The organism is Pseudomonas songnenensis, from assembly GCF_003696315.1.
In the GTDB taxonomy this organism is placed as follows: domain Bacteria; phylum Pseudomonadota; class Gammaproteobacteria; order Pseudomonadales; family Pseudomonadaceae; genus Stutzerimonas; species Stutzerimonas songnenensis.
The window spans coordinates 829,710-849,251 of sequence record NZ_RFFN01000001.1 but is presented as its reverse complement, the minus strand read 5'-3'; the positions used below and the strand labels follow the sequence as shown (position 1 = coordinate 849,251).

Annotated in this window: 19 protein-coding genes, 1 other RNA gene and 2 pseudogenes; 8 read left to right on the top strand and 14 right to left on the bottom strand. The window is 60.7% G+C overall.

Annotated elements, in window-relative coordinates; genetic code table 11:
• Positions 1 to 19: 19 nt before the first annotated feature.
• Positions 20 to 805 (bottom strand): GntR family transcriptional regulator, encoded by a 786-nt coding sequence (locus EA798_RS03925; RefSeq protein ID WP_084899636.1) that lies wholly within the window; start codon positions 803 to 805, stop codon positions 20 to 22.
• A gap of 269 nt (positions 806 to 1,074) precedes the next feature.
• Here EA798_RS03925 and EA798_RS03920 point away from each other — a divergent pair, with 269 nt between their 5' ends.
• The 7 genes from EA798_RS03920 to ssrA all read left to right on the top strand — a co-directional run bounded on the left by EA798_RS03920 (position 1,075) and on the right by ssrA (position 9,797).
• Positions 1,075 to 2,769, top strand: a complete 1,695-nt coding sequence (locus EA798_RS03920) for an L-lactate permease (protein WP_122098111.1) — start codon at positions 1,075 to 1,077, stop codon at positions 2,767 to 2,769.
• A gap of 233 nt (positions 2,770 to 3,002) precedes the next feature.
• Positions 3,003 to 3,824 (top strand): (Fe-S)-binding protein, encoded by an 822-nt coding sequence (locus EA798_RS03910; RefSeq protein ID WP_122098109.1) that lies wholly within the window; start codon positions 3,003 to 3,005, stop codon positions 3,822 to 3,824.
• A complete protein-coding gene (locus EA798_RS03905; protein WP_122098108.1) occupies positions 3,821 to 5,281 on the top strand; it encodes a LutB/LldF family L-lactate oxidation iron-sulfur protein in 1,461 nt (486 codons plus the stop codon). Before EA798_RS03910 ends, EA798_RS03905 begins: the two co-directional genes overlap by 4 nt.
• The gene (locus EA798_RS03900) at positions 5,278 to 5,949 is read left to right on the top strand and encodes a LutC/YkgG family protein (RefSeq protein WP_122098107.1); all 672 of its coding nucleotides are present in this window, start codon (positions 5,278 to 5,280) and stop codon (positions 5,947 to 5,949) included. Before EA798_RS03905 ends, EA798_RS03900 begins: the two co-directional genes overlap by 4 nt.
• Positions 5,946 to 8,798 (top strand): FAD-binding and (Fe-S)-binding domain-containing protein, encoded by a 2,853-nt coding sequence (locus EA798_RS03895; protein ID WP_122098106.1) that lies wholly within the window; start codon positions 5,946 to 5,948, stop codon positions 8,796 to 8,798. The genes EA798_RS03900 and EA798_RS03895 overlap by 4 nt, the downstream gene beginning before the upstream one ends.
• Positions 8,799 to 8,979: 181 nt before the next feature.
• Complete coding sequence (locus EA798_RS03890; protein ID WP_104096814.1) at positions 8,980 to 9,285, top strand: hypothetical protein; 306 nt, start codon at positions 8,980 to 8,982, stop codon at positions 9,283 to 9,285.
• A gap of 133 nt (positions 9,286 to 9,418) precedes the next feature.
• Positions 9,419 to 9,797, top strand: a transfer-messenger RNA (tmRNA) gene (gene ssrA, locus EA798_RS03885).
• 89 nt (positions 9,798 to 9,886) lie between these two features.
• On the opposite strand, the gene EA798_RS03880 is transcribed toward ssrA, so the two are convergent.
• From EA798_RS03880 to EA798_RS03840, 9 genes and pseudogenes are all read right to left on the bottom strand, one after another.
• Entirely contained in the window at positions 9,887 to 10,216 is a 330-nt protein-coding gene (locus EA798_RS03880) for an XRE family transcriptional regulator (protein ID WP_037038764.1), read from the bottom strand.
• 3 nt (positions 10,217 to 10,219) lie between these two features.
• Positions 10,220 to 10,573 carry a type II toxin-antitoxin system RelE/ParE family toxin gene (locus tag EA798_RS03875; protein ID WP_122098105.1) on the bottom strand — a complete coding sequence of 118 codons (354 nt, stop codon included), beginning with the start codon at positions 10,571 to 10,573 and terminating at the stop codon, positions 10,220 to 10,222.
• Positions 10,574 to 10,621: 48 nt separating this feature from the next.
• Positions 10,622 to 11,605, bottom strand: coding sequence for a phage integrase (locus EA798_RS03870; protein WP_122098179.1), 984 nt, complete (start codon positions 11,603 to 11,605; stop codon positions 10,622 to 10,624).
• Positions 11,605 to 12,681: pseudogene (locus EA798_RS03865) on the bottom strand (hypothetical protein); the annotation flags it as partial. The gene EA798_RS03870 and the pseudogene EA798_RS03865, both read right to left, overlap by 1 nt.
• A gap of 126 nt (positions 12,682 to 12,807) precedes the next feature.
• Positions 12,808 to 13,011, bottom strand: a pseudogene (locus EA798_RS21050) (hypothetical protein); the annotation flags it as partial.
• Between the two features lie 69 nt (positions 13,012 to 13,080).
• Positions 13,081 to 13,359, bottom strand: coding sequence for a hypothetical protein (locus EA798_RS03855; protein WP_244221253.1), 279 nt, complete (start codon positions 13,357 to 13,359; stop codon positions 13,081 to 13,083).
• Positions 13,360 to 13,467: 108 nt separating this feature from the next.
• Positions 13,468 to 13,857: a hypothetical protein gene (locus EA798_RS20690; RefSeq protein ID WP_208643706.1), complete on the bottom strand. Its 390-nt coding sequence runs from the start codon at positions 13,855 to 13,857 to the stop codon at positions 13,468 to 13,470.
• A complete protein-coding gene (locus tag EA798_RS03845; protein ID WP_045666264.1) occupies positions 13,850 to 14,065 on the bottom strand; it encodes a hypothetical protein in 216 nt (71 codons plus the stop codon). The genes EA798_RS20690 and EA798_RS03845 overlap by 8 nt, the downstream gene beginning before the upstream one ends.
• A complete protein-coding gene (locus EA798_RS03840) occupies positions 14,062 to 14,280 on the bottom strand; it encodes a hypothetical protein (RefSeq protein ID WP_045429958.1) in 219 nt (72 codons plus the stop codon). Before EA798_RS03840 ends, EA798_RS03845 begins: the two co-directional genes overlap by 4 nt.
• A 245-nt stretch (positions 14,281 to 14,525) precedes the next feature.
• On the opposite strand from EA798_RS03840, the gene EA798_RS20830 reads away from it, so the two are divergent.
• Positions 14,526 to 14,675 (top strand): hypothetical protein, encoded by a 150-nt coding sequence (locus EA798_RS20830; protein WP_338068754.1) that lies wholly within the window; start codon positions 14,526 to 14,528, stop codon positions 14,673 to 14,675.
• Positions 14,676 to 14,837: 162 nt separating this feature from the next.
• Here the strand turns inward: EA798_RS20830 and EA798_RS03830 are convergent, their stop codons facing one another.
• The 4 genes from EA798_RS03830 to EA798_RS03815 form a co-directional block, all read right to left on the bottom strand.
• Positions 14,838 to 15,686 (bottom strand): putative phage abortive infection protein, encoded by an 849-nt coding sequence (locus EA798_RS03830; protein WP_147456776.1) that lies wholly within the window; start codon positions 15,684 to 15,686, stop codon positions 14,838 to 14,840.
• A gap of 750 nt (positions 15,687 to 16,436) precedes the next feature.
• A complete protein-coding gene (locus EA798_RS03825; RefSeq protein WP_122098101.1) occupies positions 16,437 to 17,462 on the bottom strand; it encodes a sensor histidine kinase in 1,026 nt (341 codons plus the stop codon).
• A gap of 9 nt (positions 17,463 to 17,471) precedes the next feature.
• Complete coding sequence (locus tag EA798_RS03820) at positions 17,472 to 18,950, bottom strand: ATPase domain-containing protein (RefSeq protein ID WP_106157707.1); 1,479 nt, start codon at positions 18,948 to 18,950, stop codon at positions 17,472 to 17,474.
• Complete coding sequence (locus tag EA798_RS03815; RefSeq protein WP_244221249.1) at positions 18,947 to 19,381, bottom strand: hypothetical protein; 435 nt, start codon at positions 19,379 to 19,381, stop codon at positions 18,947 to 18,949. The genes EA798_RS03820 and EA798_RS03815 overlap by 4 nt, the downstream gene beginning before the upstream one ends.
• Between the last annotated feature and the right edge of the window lie 161 nt (positions 19,382 to 19,542).

Sequence of the window (19,542 nt, the reverse complement as noted above, 5' to 3'; positions counted from 1 at the left end):
GCCAATGCCGGCTCCGCGCTCAACCTTCCTTCTGCATCCTTTCACCCTGCCGGCGCTGCGCGCGCGCCAGCCGCTGGGCTTCCTGCTGACCTTCGGCCAACACTTCCTGCACATAGTTGATGTGCCGATGGATCACCTCACGAGCTTCCACTGCCCGCCTGGCCATGATCGCCTCGTACAACTCGCGATGCTGACTCATCAGCATGTCCCGCGTTTCGTCACGCAGGGCATACATGCCACCGATGTTAGTCACCACGTTGCGCTTGAGCAGATCGAACAGGCCACGGATGGTGTGCAGCAACACTGCATTGTGGCTGGCTTCGGCAATGGCCAGGTGGAATTGGGCATCGGCTGCGCCTTCCTCCGCCCGAGTTACCTTGCCCTCTCGGGTATAGCAATCCTGCAACGCCACGAAGGCTTCGGTGAGGCGTTTCTGGTCCACCTCGGTTGCACGCAGCGCGGCGTAGTACGCACAACTGCCTTCAAGCGTGTGGCGAAACTCCAGCAAGTCGCGTTGCGCATCGCTGTTGTTTTCCAACAAGTGCAACAGAGGATCGCTGAACGTCGAGCCCAGCGACTCGGCGACGAATGTACCTCCGCCATGCCGACTCACCAGCAGCCCCTTGGCCGCGAGCTTCTGAATCGCTTCACGCAACGAAGGCCGCGAAACCCCAAAGCTCTCGGCCAGGGCGCGCTCAGCAGGAAGACGCTCACCCGCCTTGAGCGTGCCCTCGAGAATCATGGTTTCCAGCTGCGCGACGATATCGTCCGCCAGCCGCCGCTGCCGCACCATGCCCACATCCATATCAGCCCCCCAAATGGTCTTACCAATCCAGAAATGCTAGCCATGACCGCGCATCCGCACAAGGCCAGCGGTTGCGACCAAAGTCTATAGCTAGCTAATTGACGCCCCTATACGCAGCTCTTACGCTGGCCATTCCCTTCTGTTAATTGGTCTTACCAATTTACAGACTGGTCTAAAAATAAGAGGACTCAGCATGAGATCTGCGCACAACAACAACTCCACGGTCCGCTCAGGGCCCCATCTGAACCGAACCGCAGGGGAAGCCTGACATGTCCAACGGACTGCTCGCACTTTTCGCCTTCACACCCATTCTGCTCGCAGCAATCATGCTGATCGGTCTGCGCTGGCCCGCCAGCCGCGCCATGCCGCTGGTCTTCCTGTTCACCGCAGCCATCGGGCTGTTCGTCTGGGACATGAGCGTCAACCGCATCATCGCCTCCACGCTGCAGGGCCTGGTGATCACCCTCGGCCTGTTGTGGATCATCTTCGGCGCGATCCTGCTGCTGAACACCCTCAAGCATTCCGGCGGCATTACCGCCATTCGCGCGGGCTTCACCACCATCAGCCCTGACCGTCGTATCCAGGCCATCATCATCGCCTGGCTGTTCGGCTGCTTCATCGAGGGCGCCTCCGGCTTCGGCACCCCGGCCGCTATCGCCGCACCGCTACTGGTTGCGGTCGGCTTCCCGGCGATGGCCGCAGTCCTGCTGGGCATGCTGGTACAAAGCACGCCGGTGTCGTTCGGCGCGGTCGGCACACCGATCGTCGTAGGCATCAATAGCGGCCTGGATACCGCCACCATCGGTGCACAACTGGCGGCACAGGGTTCGAGCTGGAACGCCTACCTGCAGCAGATCACCAGCAGCGTGGCGATCACCCACGCCATCGTCGGCACCGTGATGCCGCTGATCATGGTGCTGATGCTGACGCGCTTCTTCGGCAAGGAGAAGAGCTGGAAAGCCGGCTTTGAAGTACTGCCGTTCGCGATCTTCGCCGGCCTGGCATTCACCCTGCCCTACGCCGCCACAGGCATCTTCCTCGGCCCGGAATTCCCATCGCTGCTGGGTGGCCTGGTGGGCCTGGCAATCGTCACCACCGCCGCCCGCTTCAAGTTCCTGACGCCGAAGACTACCTGGGACTTCGCCGACGCCAAGGAATGGCCGGCCGAGTGGCTGGGCACCATCGAAATGAAGCTGGACGAGATCGCCGCCCGCCCGATGAGCGCCTTCCGTGCCTGGCTGCCCTACGTGCTGGTCGGTGCGATCCTGGTGATCAGCCGCGTGTTCCCGCAGGTCACTGCCACGCTGAAATCGGTCTCCATCGCCTTTGCCAACATCCTCGGCGAAACCGGTGTCAATGCGGGCATCGAGCCGCTGTACCTGCCGGGCGGCATCCTCGTCATGGTGGTGCTGATTACCTTCTTCCTGCATGGCATGCGCGTTTCCGAGCTCAAGGCTGCCGTGAAGGAATCCAGCGGCGTACTGCTCAGCGCCGGCTTCGTGCTGCTGTTCACCGTGCCGATGGTGCGCATCCTGATCAACTCCGGCGTCAACGGCGCCGAGCTGGCCAGCATGCCGATCGTGATGGCGCGCTATGTAGCCGATAGCGTCGGCAGCATCTACCCGCTGCTGGCGCCAGCCGTCGGTGCGCTGGGTGCGTTCCTCGCCGGCTCCAACACCGTCAGCAACATGATGTTCAGTCAGTTCCAGTTTGGCGTTGCACAGTCGCTCGGAATTTCCGGCGCGATGGTAGTTGCCACCCAGGCTGTTGGCGCTGCGGCAGGCAACATGGTTGCGATCCACAACGTGGTTGCTGCTTCCGCCACCGTCGGCCTGCTCGGCCGTGAAGGCTCCACGCTGCGCAAGACCATATGGCCTACGCTGTACTACGTGCTGTTCACGGGGGTGATCGGCCTGATCGCCATCTACGTGCTAGGCGTGACCGACCCACTGGTCGGAGTGTAAGAAACAGGAATCGTGCCCCCGCTTGGGGGCATGGTTGCATTCCAGAAACCGCACCTGACAGGCAATTGAAAAACCTAGGCGAGGCAGGCAAGACGAGGCAAAAGCAGCCGAAGACGCGCAGTTTAGGTTTCTAAACGAGCATTCTCAGGCCGCTTTTAACGACGTATGCCCACGCAGATAGTTTTTTCAAAAGCCTGTTTGCGGATAACCGGGCTAACCCGGAGACCAAGCCGATGAGCGAACTCTTCTACGATGCTGCGCCGAACGCTACCCGCGTCGCGCCGCCGCTGCCAAAGCCGCGCGAATACCCCGCCAAGCCGAGCCAGGTTTATCTGTTCGGTACCTGCGTGGTCGACCTGTTCTATCCCGAGGCAGGCCTGGATGCCATCCGCCTGCTCGAACGTGAAGGCCTGACCGTGCACTTCCCGCAAGGTCAGACCTGCTGCGGTCAGCCGGCCTACACCAGCGGCTACACCGACGAGGCACGCAACGTCGCACGGGCGCAGCTGGATCTGTTCGCCAACGACTGGCCGGTGGTCGTCCCTTCCGGTTCCTGCGCCGGCATGCTGCGCCACCATTATCTGGACCTGTTCAAGGACGAGCCGCAGACCCTCAAGAAGGCGCAAGCGCTGGCCGAGCGCACCTTCGAGCTGGCCGAGTTCCTGCTCAACGTCTGCAAGGTCGATTTCAAGGACGCCGGCACGCCGACCAAGGTTGCCCTGCATACCTCCTGCTCGGCCCGCCGCGAAATGAACACCCACCTGCACGGCCGCGCCCTGCTTGCCCAGCTGGGCCAGGTCGAGCGCGTCGAGCACGACCACGAAAGCGAATGCTGCGGCTTCGGCGGCACCTTCAGCGTACGCATGCCCGACATCTCCGGCGCCATGGTGCTGGACAAGACCCGCGCACTGAAGGAATCCGGCGCGCATCAGGTAGTCAGCGCCGACTGTGGCTGCCTGATGAACATCAACGGTTCGCTGGAGAAGCAGCGTGAAGCCCTGCGCGGTCAACATCTGGCGACCTTCCTCTGGCAACGCACCGGAGGTGCCCGATGAACGCCGAACAACGTATTCCCGCGATACAGATCGAGAACGCCGGCGACCCGGATTTCCGCGCCCGTGCCCGCAAGTCCCTGAAGGACGACCAGCTGCGGCGCAACTTCCGCACCGCCATGGACTCGCTGATGACCAAGCGTGCCGTGGCCTTCAGCGATGCCGACGAACGCGAGCGGCTGCGCGAGATGGGTAACCGGATCCGCGCCCGCGCACTGTCCAAGCTGCCCGAACTACTCGAGCGGCTGGAAACCAACCTGACCCGCAACGGTGTGAAAGTGCACTGGGCGGAAACGGTTGAAGAGGCGAACAACATCGTCCTCGAGATCGCCCGCGCCCACGAGGCGAAGCAGGTGATCAAGGGCAAATCGATGGTCAGCGAAGAGATGGAGATGAACCATTTCCTCGAAGGCCATGGCATCGAATGCCTGGAATCGGACATGGGCGAGTACATCGTCCAGCTCGACCACGAAAAGCCTTCCCATATCATCATGCCGGCAATCCACAAGAACGCCGGCCAAGTCGCGTCCCTGTTCCACGAGAAACTCGGCGTGGAGTACACCAAGGACGTCGACCAACTCATTCAGATCGGCCGCCGCACCCTGCGCCAGAAGTTCTTCGAGGCCGATATCGGCGTCTCGGGCGTGAACTTTGCGGTGGCTGAAACCGGCACCCTGCTGCTGGTCGAAAACGAGGGCAACGGGCGCATGTCCACCGGCGTGCCGCCGGTACATATCGCCGTCACCGGGATCGAGAAGGTCGTGGAGAACCTGCGCGACGTGGTCCCGCTGCTCTCGCTGCTGACCCGCTCGGCGCTCGGCCAGCCGATCACCACCTACGTCAACATGATCTCCAGCCCGCGCAAGGCCGACGAGCTCGACGGCCCGCAGGAAGTACATTTGATCCTGCTGGACAACGGTCGCAGCCAGGCCTTCGCCGACAGCGAGCTGCGCCAGACGCTCAACTGCATCCGCTGCGGCGCCTGCATGAACCATTGCCCGGTGTACACCCGCGTCGGCGGCCATACCTACGGCGAGGTCTACCCCGGTCCGATCGGCAAGATCATCACCCCGCACATGGTCGGCCTGGACAAGGTGCCGGATCACCCCAGCGCCTCGTCGCTGTGCGGCGCCTGCGGCGAGGTCTGCCCGGTGAAGATCCCGATTCCGTCCATCCTGCGGCGCCTGCGCGAGGAGAACGTCAAGGCGCCGGACGACCCGCAAAAGGTCATGCGCGGCCAGGGCAGCAAGTACTCGCGCAAGGAACGGCTGATGTGGGCCGGCTGGCGCCTGCTCAACACCAGCCCGACGCTGTACCGCGTATTCGGCTTCTTCGCCACACGCCTGCGCGGCCTGACGCCATCGAACATCGGCCCCTGGACGCAGAACCACAGCGCACCGAAACCTGCTGCCCGCTCGCTACACGAGCTGGCCCGCGAGCACCTGGAGGGCAAGCGATGAGCGCCAAGGCCAATATCCTCGCCAAGCTGAAAAAGAGCCTGGAAGGCACCACGCCTATCGTCGATGACTACGACGTATCGCTGGTCACCCAGCCCTGGAGCTACGCGCCCGAGCAGCGTATCGCCCGGCTGCGCCAGCTGATGGAAGCGGTGCACACCGAGATTCACCTGACCACGGACGCCGGTTGGCCCACCCTGCTCGAACAGCTGCTGCACGACCGCCAGCTGCCGAGCCTGCTGATCGCCCCGACCACGCCGTACGGCCAGCGCTTCACCGCGCATTGCGCCGGCCGTGAAGGCCTGCCGACGCTGAAGGCCTACGACCGCCCGGTCGAGGACTGGAAGGACGAGCTGTTCAACGACACCCCGGCGAGCCTCACCGGCACCCTCGGCGCCATCGCCTCCACCGGCAGTCTGATCATGTGGCCGACCCGCGAGGAGCCGCGCCTGATGAGCCTGGTGCCGCCGGTGCATTTCGCCATCCTCAAGGCCAGCGAAATCCACGACAACTTCTACGAGATCCAGCAGAAGTTCCAGTGGGCCGCCGGCATGCCGACCAATGCGCTGCTGGTCTCCGGCCCGTCGAAAACCGCCGACATCGAACAGGTGCTGGCCTACGGCGCCCACGGCCCGAAGGATCTGATCCTGCTGATCCTGGAGGACGCATGAACGCGGCCGCGCAGCTCGAACGCGCGCCATTACCGGCAGTGTTCCTCCGCGAAGTCGAACGCCTGATCCCGGTCGAGCGGCGCTTCGACGACCCACTCTCCACCCTCGCCTTCGGCACTGACGCAAGCTTCTACCGGCTGATTCCCAAGCTGGTGGTGCGCGTCGAATCCGAAGCCGAAGTGATCGCACTGCTCAAGCTGGCCCACGCGGAAAACGTTCCGGTGACCTTCCGCGCCGCCGGCACCAGCCTTTCCGGCCAGGCGATCAGCGACTCGGTGCTGATCGTGCTCGGCGACAACTGGAACGGCCGCGAGATTCGCAACGGCGGCGAGCAGATCCGCCTGCAGCCCGGCGTCATCGGCGCCAATGCCAACGCCGTGCTCGCACCTTTCCAGCGCAAGATCGGCCCTGATCCGGCCTCGATCAATGCCGCCAAGATCGGCGGCATCGTCGCCAACAATTCCAGCGGCATGTGCTGCGGTACGGCACAGAACACCTACAAGACCCTCGCCGGGCTGCGCGTCGTGCTGGCCGATGGCACCGTGGTCGACAGCGAGGATGCCGCCAGCGTTGCCGCGTTCCGCAACAGCCACGCCGCTCTGCTCGAGCAGCTGGCTGAGCTGGGCCGCGAAACCCGCGCCAATACCGAACTGGCGGCGAAGATCCGCCACAAGTACCGGCTGAAGAACACCACCGGCTTTTCGCTCAATGCGCTGGTCGACTACGACGAGCCGCTGGATATCCTCAACCACCTGATGGTCGGTTCCGAAGGCACGCTGGGCTTTATCAGCGCGGTGACCTACGACACCGTACCGGACCACCCGCACAAGGCCAGCGCGCTGGTGGTGTTCCCCGACGTGGAAACCTGCTGCCTCGCCGTACCGGTGCTCAAGCAGCAACCGGTGTCCGCGGTGGAGCTGCTCGACCGCCGCAGCCTGCGCTCGGTCGAGCACAAGGCCGGCATGCCCGAGTGGGTGAAGGAACTGTCGCCGACTGCCTGCGCACTCTTGATCGAATCGCGCGCCGCCAGTCAGTCGCTGCTGCACGAGCAGATCAACCTGATCATGACCTCGATCGCGCATTTCCCGGTGGAAAAGCAGGTCGATTTCAGCGAAGACCCGGTGGTTTACAACCAGCTGTGGAAGATCCGCAAGGACACCTTCCCGGCGGTCGGCGCCGTGCGCCAGACCGGCACCACGGTGATCATCGAGGACGTGACCTTCCCGGTCGAGCGCCTGGCCGAAGGCGTCAATCGGCTCATCGAGTTGCTCGACAAGCACCGCTACGACGAGGCGATCCTCTTCGGCCATGCCCTGGAAGGCAACCTGCACTTCGTCTTCACCCAGGGCTTCGATGATCCGGCGCAGGTCGCCCGTTACGAGGCCTTCATGGGCGAAGTGGCGCAGCTGGTTGCCGTCGAGTTCGGCGGCGCGCTCAAGGCCGAGCACGGCACCGGGCGCAACATGGCGCCCTTCGTCGAGCTGGAATGGGGCAGCGAGGCCTACGCGCTGATGTGGAAGATCAAGCGCCTGCTCGACCCCAGCGGCATCCTCAATCCGGACGTGGTGCTCTCCGAAGACCCGGACATCCACCTGAAGAACCTCAAGCCGATGCCCGCCGCCGACGAGATCGTCGACAAGTGCATCGAGTGCGGCTTCTGCGAGCCGGTCTGCCCATCCAACGGGCTGACCCTGACGCCGCGCCAGCGTATCGTCATCTGGCGCGATATCCAGGCGCGCAAGCGCGCCGGTGTCGACACCACGGAAATCGAGCGGCTCTACCACTACCACGGCGTCGAGACCTGCGCCGCGACCGGCCTCTGCGCCCAACGCTGCCCGGTCGGCATCAACACCGGCGACCTGGTGCGCAAGCTGCGCGGACGCGAAGCGAGCAAAACAGGGACCGCCAACTGGCTGGCCGATCATTTCTCCACGGCCGTGCAGGGCACCCGGTTCATGCTGCATGCCGCCAATGGCGCGCACATCATTCTCGGTACCAAGCGCCTGGCCAAGCTGTCTGCGACCATGACCAACGCCAGCAAGGGCCGCGTGCCGCAGTGGACCCCTGCGACACCGCAGCCGCTGCAACGCCTGCATCTGCCCAAACCAGCCGTGCAGGACGAGCGTCCGCGCGTGGTCTATCTGGCCGCCTGCGTTTCCCGTGCAATGGGCCCGGCGGCACGCGATCAGGAACAGGAGCCGCTGCTCGACAAGACCCGCAGCCTGCTGGAAAAGGCCGGCTACCAGGTGATCTTCCCCGAACAGTTGAACGATCTGTGCTGTGGCCAGCCGTTCGCCTCCAAGGGCTATGCTGAACAGGGCGAACGCAAGCGCCAGGAAATGCTCGACGCGCTGCTCAAGGCCAGTCGCGGCGGGCTCGACCCGATCTACTGCGACACCAGCCCCTGCACGCTGCGCCTGGTCCAGGGCCTGACCGATCAACGCCTCGACATGTACGACCCGGTGCGCTTCATCCGCACGCATCTGCTCGACAAGCTGGACTTCGTCCCGCAGGACAAGCCGATCGCCGTGCACGTCACGTGCAGCACCCAGCATCTGGGCGAGGCGCAGGCGCTGATCGATATCGCCCGCCGCTGCGCAAACGAGGTGGTCATTCCGGAAGGCATCCACTGCTGCGGCTTCGCTGGCGACAAGGGCTTCACCACGCCGGAACTGAACGAGCACGCACTGCGCAGCCTGAAGAACGCCGTGCAGATCTGCGAAGAAGGCATCTCCACCAGCCGTACCTGCGAGATCGGCCTGTCGCGTCATGGCCAGATCGACTATCACGGCCTGGTCTATCTGGTTGACCGTGTAACGCGAAGCAAAACAGCCACGCAGCCGCTCTAGAAAGGGCACTACGGCCCCGCTCAGCGAAGCGGGGCCGTTTCGTTTGTGTCGCTTCGATGAACGCTCACGCGCAATCGCAGTCGGAATTTTAGAGCCCCTGACGGGTTCGATTCGACTCGGCGCCGCCGTTTCAGCAGTTATCAGGCAGGCCCGGGAAGTCCACAAGACTGGAGGACCCACAATGAAAGTTCATGCACTGCTCGCATCCGCGGTACTGCTAGCCAGCCCCGCCGTTTTCGCCCAGAACGACCTGTGCCAGACCAACCTGCAGGAAATCGATGACAACATGGCCACCAGCACCGCGACCCTGGGTGAGCCGGCCAAGAGCAAAGTCGAGGAGTACGTCCAGCAGGCGCGCCAAGCCCAGCAGTCCGGCGACACCGAGGCCTGCATCGCCCACTCCACCAAAGCCCTGCAAGAACTGAAAGGCCCTGGCAGCTCCGGTAGCGGCGGCACCGCAGGCTCCGGCTCCGGCGGCGGCAACTGAGCCGAGGCGGCGGGATCGTGCAAGCGATCCTGCCGCAGCTGCCTGTACACTTTTTAACCAGCATGATTAAAAAGTGATCGACATCCCGAAAGGATCGCCGTACACTCCCGCCCCAGCACCACAAGCGTCACCAGGGGCCGATTAGGATTCGACGCCGGTAACAAAACTTGAGGGGCATGCCGAGTTGGTAACAGAACTCGTAAATAAACTGTTGCAAACTTATAGTTGCCAACGACGACAACTACGAAGGGTACGCGCTAGCCGCCTAACCTTCATCTGGTAGCTTCGGCTCCAGCGGTCACTAGGGGATGCCTGTAAACCCGAAATGACTGTCAGACAGAACAGGATCGCCGCCAAGTTCGCTGTAGACGTAACGGCTAAAACTCATACAGCTCGCTCCAAGCACCCTGCCAATCGGGCGGCGCGGAGTTAACTCAGTAGATCTGGCTAAGCATGTAGAACCGATAGCGGAGAGCTGGCGGACGGGGGTTCAAATCCCCCCGGCTCCACCAATTAGAAGCACTTAAACCCCTGATTTTCCTAGAGAATTTCAGGGGTTTTTGCTTTCTGGAATAGCGGGTGTCGAAGAAGTGTCGAAGACTCACGCCTGCTGAGCGGCAGCTTCGATCTCGGCGAAGTTGCTGATCTTCACCGAACCATCTGGGAACCGGGCGATGACCTCAAGCTGCCCGCCCATTGCTTCGATGTGGCTACGCAGCGTGGAGATATACATGTCGGTGCGCTTTTCCATTTTCGCGATCGACGGCTGCTGTACGTGCAGTAGCTCGGCCAGCATCTTCTGCGACAAGCCACGCGCCTGACGCAGCTCGTTCAGCGGCATTTCAGCAAGCAGCTCCTGGGCTTTGGCTTCCACGCGAGCCTGAGCCTCTGGCGACATCTTTGCGCGCAAGTCTGCGAATTTCTTGGCCATCTTTCAGCCCTCCTTCTCAAGCTGTTCCAAGTGCTCGTCATAGAGACGATCTGCCAACGGAACGTTGATTTCATACCAACGGTTGTCGCCCGTCTTGTCTCCGCCAATCAGCAGGATCGCCGAGCGCCTGGGATCGAATGCATACAGCGTTCGTATCGGGCGCCCGTTGTGCTGGGTTCTCAGCTCTCGCATATGCCCATGACGTGACCCATTGATAGCGCTGCTATGTGGGAATCCGAGCGCCGGCCCCCGGTCTTCCAGCAAACGCACGGAGACCGCTATGGACTCCTGCTCCTCCGCAGTGAGCGACTCCCACCAGTCACCAAACTCATCGGTGTACTCAACGTCCCAAGTCATGCGAAATATAGCCCCTATGGAATATTCCATCAATGGAATGATGACACTCTAAGAAAAAACCGGCCCTAACCGTACCGCATCCTGCAGATGATCCGGCGCCAGATGCGCATACCGCATCGTCATGGCCAAGCTCGAATGGCCTAGGATCTTCTGTAGCGTGAGGATGTTGCCGCCGTTCTGGATGAAGTGGCTGGCGAAGGTATGCCGCAGCGCATGGGCGGCCTGCCCTTTCGGTAGCCTGATCGTGGTCCGCGCCAACGCACGCCGGAACGAGGTTATCGCTGGGTTGAAATGCCCGTGGCGCTTCCAGTGCTTGGTTATCTTCTTTTCCAGCTCCGGCGAGATCGGGACCGACCGAACCTTCCCGCTCTTGGTCCTGCTGAACGTGATAACACCGTTTCGGATAGATCCCGGCTGCAGCCTTTCGGCTTCGGACCATCGTGCCCCGGTTGCCAGACAGATCATGGCGACCAGCTCCACATGCGGGTTATCGCAGCCGTTGCGGATCGACTCCAGCAGTTCAGCGATCTGCTCATTCGTCAGCCATGAAAGCTCACGCTCCTGGATCTTCAACGGTTTCACCAGCGCGAGCGGGTTCTCGTACTTGATGACTCCCAAGCCGCGAAGCTCGTTGTACACCGAGCGCAAATAGCCCAGCTCATTGTTGAGCGTTTTCGGTGAGGCGCCTGCCTCCATGCGAACGCGGCGATCATGCGCATAGGCTTGCGGGTCGATCCGTGAGGCGATGGGATCTCGCAGCCGCTTGGCCAGAGCATCAAGCTTCTTGCGACGCCGCAGACCGTCTCTCAGCGAATGGCCGTGCAGGTCATACCAGGATTCGATCAGCGCACTCAGCCGTCGCGTGTCTGCCGTGCTGGGCGACCACTCCCGGTTCTCTATCACCTTCGCCCGACACGTCGCCTCGAACCGTTGGGCTTCGCCCTTGGTCTTGAACGTCTTGCGAAAGCGCTTGCCCTTGATCGGCTCTACATCGACTTTCCAGCGGCCATTGTCGGTTTGCTGGATCGCCATCAGATCGCCCTGCCCCACCTCACATGGCGTTCCTGCAGCAGATCCTTGATGTGCTTGTACAGATCCCGCTCGCTCATCTCTTTGGCGGCGTAGTGATCGCGGATGACCGGCCAGCAGTCCCATTGCTTCAGGGTCTCGAATGCTTTCTTAGCGCCCACTCGCTCCCTTGCCAGCAGGCTTACGAAGTTTCCCAGGAAGAGCTCCACGTTCTTGCCTGAGAAGCCTCGAGAGGTCTTGTAGTACCGCTTGTATTCCGTCTCATCGACCAGGGAATCGACCGGCAGATCGACCCGCGCATCGTCGCGCATCAGCGTCCAGATCGGGTCGAAGTAGCCGGGCCGGGCGAGCAACTTGAACTGGCTGAGGCCATAGCGCCACAGGCCGTCGAGGTGTGCCGAGAACGCTGCGAACGAGTCCGTGTCAATGGCTTGGCCGGTCTTCACGTCTACCGAGCCGCTGGCGAACTGCTGGATGATCGAGTGGTGATAACGCAGCTCGACGCGCCACACGTCCTGGGCTGGGTTGTAGTTCTCCGGGTCCTTGGCATCGAACGAATCCCGGCGACGCCAGACGCTTTCCCAGTAGTCGAGCTTGTCCGTTGCGCGGGCCTGTTCGGTCTTGTTGTAGATGCAGAGCTGGACGCCGCCAGCGGAACCGAACATAGACGTTTCCCCGCGACCGTAGACGCTGGACTTCGTCGCCCACTCCACCTGATTGATGCCCGAGATATCCCGATGTGTTCTGGCCCGGCAGTGCAGACGTGCCACCAGATCGACCGGAGGTTTCCAGCCTTGCAGATCCAGGGCGAGGTGGACGGCACACTGGTTGCGCTCCCGGTGGGTCATCACGGCAGCGGCGTAGTAGTCCATGCGTTCCTGGAGCCGTTCCGGCGACAGCGCATCGATGGCGTGCGGTGACACTTCGATTTTCAGGTGTGGGCCGATCTGCTCCAGCTTCGCGTTGAAGTTCTTGATCAGCAGCACGAAGCCCAGGTCGGCGTTCTGCAGCTTGTACTGGTAGCCCGAGTCCCGGCCCACACGTCCGGCGTGCCAGATCTCCCCGGCAAACTCGACCATCGNCTTCGCGTTGAAGTTCTTGATCAGCAGCACGAAGCCCAGGTCGGCGTTCTGCAGCTTGTACTGGTAGCCCGAGTCCCGGCCCACACGTCCGGCGTGCCAGATCTCCCCGGCAAACTCGACCATCGCGCCCGGCTTCTCGAACAGCGCCATGATCTCGGGGCGGATCAGCCCGCGGTACAGCTGGCGGACCGTATCGACGCCGCAGCGCAGCAAACGGACCTTGGACAGATCGACGAATGCCGCCGTGCTGGGATCGACGAACAGACGCCCGTTGCGATCTTCACGGGCAAGCATGTCCAGGCGGAGAAAATCTTTTGGTTTGGCCATTTGGTTTTACTTCCTAATGCTGATTAATGCGGTGCTGAACCTTCGTTTATCTGACGTGTTACAGGGACGTCAGCGAGGCGGCGCGCGCACGCCGGCACAGGCGACGCGCTCGCTCCGCTCGGCGTAGAGCTGTGCAGCCGTGCGCGCGCCAGAGAGCTTTAATGCGGTAACGGGGTCGGTGAATAACGTGGTCGGATCTTCAGGACAGGTTTGTTCCTGGATGAAGGTCATCAGGTGGGGACGTTGGGGCGGCGGCGTGCTGAGCCAAGCGATGCAGAGCGCGAGGCTGGCCAGCACGAGCAGGTGGGGAAGTTTGAGATCGGCGCGGCGCGCGAGGACGAATAACACCAAGGGCGCCGCCCTTGTCATCCCGCTCTTGCCGCCGAGGGCTCGGGAGCGTGGGGTGGAAAAGCTACCCCACACTCCCCGCGATAGGCTGGTCATGGTCGTGCAGGGTCAAGGGTGCGCTGCGCCCGTGCTTCCGTTCGACGGGACGGTGAAGCTGTCCCGACGAGCCGGGAGCGCGGCCCCTGACCTCCCAGCATTAGGGAGGGCAATGCGGTCCAGTACGTTGCCGGAACCATGCCGGTCGCGGTGCCGCATCACCCTGATGGTGAGAATGTCCATGAACGGGATTTCGCTCGGTGTGCGCCCGTCACTGGTGAAGCTCATGGCCATGAAGTAGGGGTAATCCCAGACACCTTCCTTCTCCAGCACCACGCCAACGACGTGCACACAGCACCAGTACGGCGGCTCGTCTTCATCCATGTACAGCTCCATCAGCACGGACTCGCCGATGTAGGCCATTGCGGCTTGGGTATCCAGGGTGATGCCGGGCTTACGCATGGCTGTAGTCTCCTTCCTTGAACTCCTTTTTGCCTTTCTTCAGGTCGGCCCGCAGGCGCGCGAGGTTGACCATGCGGAAGTCCGCGAGGCGCATGGTTGGGATGGTGCCGGTGGCGGCCCAGTCGGCGGCCTCTTCGACGGAAACGCCGCTCATTTCGGCAAAGGTCTTGAGGCTGCACAGGTCGAGGCTGTCGTCTGCCTTGCTCATAGCGTCCACTCCTGTTCGAGAAGCTGCTGGGTCAGCAGGGCGACATTGACCATGGTGCGTTTGCCCACCCGCTTCGACGGCAAGTAGTTCCGCTCCACCCAGGTGCGCACCACGATGGGTTCGTCGCCCATGCCGATCCACTCGGCAAACTTCTGCCACGGCATCAGGGGCGGGGCGCCGTGCAGCTTTTGCGGGTCAAGACCTTCCGTATCCATAAGCTTTGTTCCACTATGTTCGGCATTGTCAGTGTTTTGCGGTCAGTGAACTATGTTCACTGAACAAAGCATACCAACGCGCCCACCGTGGTGAAATAGTTTCAGTGGAGTATTTTTAGATCGTTATGGAATCAATCCAGCAGCGCGCTAGAACCTTGATCGCCAAAGCAGGCTTCGACTTGTTGATCAAGCACAGCGATATCGGCCTAAACCGCTGGCACACCGTGAGATTCAAGGACGTCCGTATGAGCACGGAAGAGCTGGAGGTACTGGTAAAGCTGTACCCGCAGTACGTGATGTGGCTGGCAAGCGGGCAGATCGCCCCAGAGGTAGGCCAGACCAGCCCCGACTACGACGAGGCCAACCGAAACTTGAGCCAACCCAGCGCGGGATAGCAATCACACGGAAAGTAGCTAGGCGATGGTATGCCCGAAAGCGCCAAGTTTCGGCCTCGAGCACAGAACTCGAGTGAAAAGGATTTAACCTACCGAGCGATCACAAGTCGAAAGGATTAAGCAACATTATTTTACCTAGACTTATATCGCATCAGACGCCGCTCAAGAGTCGGCTTTAGCGGAGGCTTTGATCTGCTTTCGTAATAGCCTCATCGTCTTTTTGTCGTGAGGAAGGATAAGGCTTATCTTGACTTTCTTGATTTCCACTCCATGAATTCGATTATAGAGCTCGCGATGTGTGGTGCTTAGATTAGTGTAACGAATTCTATGCGTTATAAGATTTGATACGTGGAGTAGCTGGCGAAGCCTGTCATCCTTTTCTGAGACTAAGCAGCAATAGAAGATGTACTTGGCTTCAGCTGAGGTTATCTGACTAGCAACAATCTCCCAGTACGGCTCGCGCTCGACATCATCCTTCAAGTCTCGTTGAATTAATTCTAATATTGATCGCAAAGTTCCTAGGTAGCGCGCTTGGCGAATAAGTAGCTTTTGGATCTCTATGAAAAGCTGCACTTCATATAAAGGGCGCTGATCCTCGGACTTTAGGAGATGTAAGTAATTCTGCATTGCCACGTTTAAGCGCTTGCAGATATAACTTAACGCGTCGATTCCCTCGAGAGCTTCAGTTCCATCGGTGACTCGGACACTAGCTAGATTGTCACGATACAAGTCAAGAAGCCGATAAAAAGATCCTTCGAAACGCTGTATGCGGAATATTTCTCTGGACTCTGTCAGCTCTTGCCGCTGATGTAGAATTGTAATGACAATCCCGGCAAAGGCCAGACCTGAAAATAGTGATGTCGTGACGCCAAAAGTATCTCCTAGTGCGCCTGCATGGGATATAGATAACTCGGTTATCGGCCAGGTCAACCAGATAACAAGCGAACCATAAGAAGCAATACATAAAAAGATGGCAGAGACGGCTAAGGTCGCGTATCTATTTAGGTTCACTAAACTCCCTCACGTAATTTTCTATTCAGAGATAGCCTTTCCTTAAGAGGGAAAGAATAGCGCTCATGTAAAGAAAAAAACAACGCATTGGATCAAGTGCCAGTGTCGAAAATCTGTCGAAATCACTGCAGAGCAATGCGGTACAACGCGGGCGAAACGGGGCACCAGGCCCAGTAATGCCGGGCTTTGCAGGTCAATGCGGAGCAAAAAGTGGGGTTCAAATCCCCCCGGCTCCACCAAACACAAAGCCCCGAGAATCTTGAGATTCTCGGGGCTTTTTCTTTGTGCTGTCGAAAGACGGTATGGAGCTTTCAGATAACGGGTTGGAGTAGCTGCCAACAAACGCTTGAGGTTCACAAGCGGCCTATTTTGCGCAAGATGCCTGCCTCGTCCTCCCGACGCCTCTCATTCCATCACCGCAAAGCCAACCCCCACTATGCTGTTCTGCTACGCCTACTGCACGGCGCGGTGCGGTGCGGTGCGGTGCGGTGCGGAAAATAAATCTGTCCCCTTTAGCGTCCCCTTTAGCCACGGCACCAGATAAATCCCGGCTGCAACTGCTCCGCGTCGGGCTAAGTCGGCCAGACAGGTCATTGCGACCTCGAAGTGCGGGTTATCGCAGCCGCTGCGGATCGACTCCATCACTCGGCCATCTACTTATTTGCCAGCCACGAAAGCTCAGGCTGCTGGATCCGCGTAGGCTTGAGCAGCGCCGAAGGGTGTTCCTACCTGATGACGACAGCACCCGCCTCAACCAGCACTCACCAACGGTAACGTCACCACGAATTCGCTGCCCTTCCCACTGCCCTCGCTCATGCCGACGACCTTGCCGCCGTGCGCTTCGACCAGCTCCCGTACGACAGTCAGGCCGATGCCCAGCCCGGACCCGTTGAAGCCGATGGCGTGTTCGTCTTGCACGTAGGGGTCAAAGATGAAAGGCAGCACTTTGGCGGAAATGCCGATGCCGCTGTCGCTGATGCTGATTCTCAAAACGTCAGCCTCGACTGTTGCAGCGAGGGCGATTTTGCCGCCGGCTGGTGTGTACTTGGCGGCATTGGCCAGCAAGTTGCCGAGAATCTGTGTGAGGCGAGCCGGGTCTCCGTTTACGAATAGAGCGCCGTTGGGAAGGTGGGTTTCGAAGTGCTGCTGTTTCGCCGTCATCACCGGGCTGCACGCCCCGATGGCATTGTTCAGAATCTCGATCATATCGACGTGCTGACACTCGACTCGCAACTTTCCAGTACTCACGCGGGAAACATCGAGCAGGTCATCGACCAGCTTTGAAATATGCCGTACCTGCCCCTCGATCAACTCGCGCATCCGCGGTAGCTGGTCGCTCGGCAGCCGAACCATACGCTCGGCAATCAGGCTGATGGGCGTTAGTGGGTTGCGCAGTTCATGGGCCACCATTGCGAGGATGTTTTTCTGCTGACTCAGTGCGCGCTCTGCGGTGGCATGCAGGTCTTGCGCGCTGAGTGCAGCGAGGACCAGTTGCGCATTCGCTTCACGCAACTCTTGGTACAAACACTGATCCTCCAAGCGCGGGAGGGTTGCAGCGTCTGATTGCGCAAGCAGTATCGCCAAGACCAACTGCTGATTGGCCTCTATCAGTTGCTCGACCTGCTGGGTATCCACCAGTCGATTGGTGGCGTCGCTCAACTGATTTTGCAGCGCGGCCAACACGGCCCGCGCCTCGACGGTCTTTTGCCCAAGCAGGAAGAGCTCGTGAGCGGCATTGGCCACCTCGCGTTCCTCCTTGCCGTCGTTTTCGCTCACGAGTCGGGCTCAAACATTTTTTATGTCCTGCGTGTGGCGGTCCTGCACTCTGTTCGTCGGTCGGCCACCGAGCAGTCCTTCTTGATCCGGCAGCATGTCGCGAATCTGCAGGCCGTTTTCGTCGATGTGGTATTGGCGCAACTCATTGCAGTGCGCGCTGGCGCGTACCTTGACCACCGCCATGATGCGCAGCAAGCGGCTTTCCACTTCAATATAGCGCTGCACGATGATCGCGTCGGTCATGAACGCCGTACCGTAGGGGCTGAAGCGCAAGTCGGTGTAACGGTCCTCCAGCTCAGAGGTCATCAACACGCTGACCCCGGCCCCCGTCAGCGCCGTGACCATGCGCGACAATGACTCACGGAAGTCCTCTCGGAAGGTCGGCGCCAGCGCCAGTTCGAAGCCCGAAAGCGAATCGATCACCACCCGGGTAGCATTCAATCGGCTGATCTCGCTCAGGAGTAACTGGACGACTTCGTCGATGGAAAGATCCGGGGCACGGCTGTCCACCAAACCTACCTGCCCGCTCATGATCAGGTTGGCCAACTTGGGATTCTGCGAGTAGCTGGGCCGCTGCTCGAACACGGCGATTACGCCGGTTTCGCCATTGCGCGCGCCTTCGGCCAGGAAGGTCGCGGCCAAAATGCTCTTACCCGATCCCGACGGCCCTGCCACCAGCAACGAGTAGCCCCGAGGCAGGCCCCCGCCGAGCATTTCGTCCAGCTTGGGCACGCCCATTTTCAAGCGTTTGATTGGGTGCTCCGGTGGTGCCTCCACCGAGAAATTGGGGATTGCCGGGGCGAAGACTTTGACCCCCGAGGTGGTGATGCGGAAGGTGTGCAGCCCAGGCACTGTCGGCTGGCCGCGCATCTTCATGATCTCCATCTTGCGCACCATGGAATTGCGCTCGACGCTCTGGCGCAGCCAGATCAGCCCATCGGCCACGGTGAAGATAGGGTTGGTGTCGGTTTCGGTGAAGTATTCACCGATCAGGAAGGTCGTTGCCTGCCAGGTGGTCATCAACATGCCCAATTGCTGGATGAACTGCGGCAGGTTGTTGTTCGGGTTGTCCTGAGTCTGGCTGGCCAGCACCACGGAGCGGAATGAGTCGACGAACACCAGCGACGGGGAGTGCGCCTCGACTTCACTGACGATACGCCGCAGCACTTCGTCCAGATCGCCGGCCAGGGTGTCGTCGGCCAGGTTGATGTAGCGAATCGACCGGTTTATCGCTTCGCTGTCGAAGAAGTCGAACTGCTGCTGATAACGCAGCATCTTCAGCGGCGGCTCGCCGAGCACGGTGAAGAACAGCGCCGGGCGTTCAGGCGTCGCCAGGGAAAACATCATCTGGTGCGCGAGGGTGGTTTTGCCGCAGCCAGGCGGACCGGCAATGAGGTTGAACGAAAACTCCGGAAGGCCTCCGCCCAGCACCTCGTCCAGTCCTGGCACGCCGGTGGCCAGACGGTTGATAGCTACTTTGGTGCTCATGGCGAATTTTCCTGCGAAGGGGTTTCACTCAAAGAAGGCTGCCACACGCCACGAAGCAGACGTGCGGTAAGCGAGGGCCCGATCAGCGTGGTCAGCAGCTCGTAGAGAGTAGTCAGCAACATCTCACCGAAAAACTGCGCGTCGCTTTCGTCCTGCTCGACGAGTACGGTTTTGAGTTCAATCAGATCCATCGGCGTCTGCAAATTGTCATACGTGCAGGCCAAACGAGGATGGGTGGATGCACACAGATGCAGGCTGCGGCGATAAAGCGCGATCACGCCTTGCTGACCAATGATGGGCGTAAGGGCTGCGCGTATATCCTGCAGTATCGCGACGATCGCTTCGGCAATTCGTGCAGTGTCAGCATCGGGACCAGCACGGTGCGCCAGAGAAGCTACGATCTGGCGGCTCTCTTCGCTTAGCGTGGACATGGCTGACTACTATCTGATGAGCAGAGCCCGATGGTACACCCTATAGCGCCCTATCGAGTCTCCATCGGGCGCAGCATTGCAAACGCGGTGTTTGCGGAGGGTGGATGGGGCGAAGGACAACGCCGGCGGGCACCGCCCCTAGCGTCGCGCCCCTTGGTTCA

Excerpts from the sequence above, each read along its gene's own strand:
- EA798_RS03925 (WP_084899636.1), bottom strand. The coding sequence starts at position 805 with ATGGATGTGGGCATGGTGCGGCAGCGGCGGCTGGCGGACGATATCGTC.
- EA798_RS03920 (WP_122098111.1), top strand. The coding sequence starts at position 1,075 with ATGTCCAACGGACTGCTCGCACTTTTCGCCTTCACACCCATTCTGCTC.
- EA798_RS03910 (WP_122098109.1), top strand. The coding sequence starts at position 3,003 with ATGAGCGAACTCTTCTACGATGCTGCGCCGAACGCTACCCGCGTCGCG.
- EA798_RS03905 (WP_122098108.1), top strand. The coding sequence starts at position 3,821 with ATGAACGCCGAACAACGTATTCCCGCGATACAGATCGAGAACGCCGGC.
- EA798_RS03900 (WP_122098107.1), top strand. The coding sequence starts at position 5,278 with ATGAGCGCCAAGGCCAATATCCTCGCCAAGCTGAAAAAGAGCCTGGAA.
- EA798_RS03895 (WP_122098106.1), top strand. The coding sequence starts at position 5,946 with ATGAACGCGGCCGCGCAGCTCGAACGCGCGCCATTACCGGCAGTGTTC.
- EA798_RS03890 (WP_104096814.1), top strand. The coding sequence starts at position 8,980 with ATGAAAGTTCATGCACTGCTCGCATCCGCGGTACTGCTAGCCAGCCCC.
- EA798_RS03880 (WP_037038764.1), bottom strand. The coding sequence starts at position 10,216 with ATGGCCAAGAAATTCGCAGACTTGCGCGCAAAGATGTCGCCAGAGGCT.
- EA798_RS03875 (WP_122098105.1), bottom strand. The coding sequence starts at position 10,573 with ATGACTTGGGACGTTGAGTACACCGATGAGTTTGGTGACTGGTGGGAG.
- EA798_RS03870 (WP_122098179.1), bottom strand. The coding sequence starts at position 11,605 with ATGGCGATCCAGCAAACCGACAATGGCCGCTGGAAAGTCGATGTAGAG.
- EA798_RS20690 (WP_208643706.1), bottom strand. The coding sequence starts at position 13,857 with ATGCGTAAGCCCGGCATCACCCTGGATACCCAAGCCGCAATGGCCTAC.
- EA798_RS03845 (WP_045666264.1), bottom strand. The coding sequence starts at position 14,065 with ATGAGCAAGGCAGACGACAGCCTCGACCTGTGCAGCCTCAAGACCTTT.
- EA798_RS03840 (WP_045429958.1), bottom strand. The coding sequence starts at position 14,280 with ATGGATACGGAAGGTCTTGACCCGCAAAAGCTGCACGGCGCCCCGCCC.
- EA798_RS20830 (WP_338068754.1), top strand. The coding sequence starts at position 14,526 with ATGAGCACGGAAGAGCTGGAGGTACTGGTAAAGCTGTACCCGCAGTAC.
- EA798_RS03820 (WP_106157707.1), bottom strand. The coding sequence starts at position 18,950 with ATGAGCACCAAAGTAGCTATCAACCGTCTGGCCACCGGCGTGCCAGGA.
- EA798_RS03815 (WP_244221249.1), bottom strand. The coding sequence starts at position 19,381 with ATGTCCACGCTAAGCGAAGAGAGCCGCCAGATCGTAGCTTCTCTGGCG.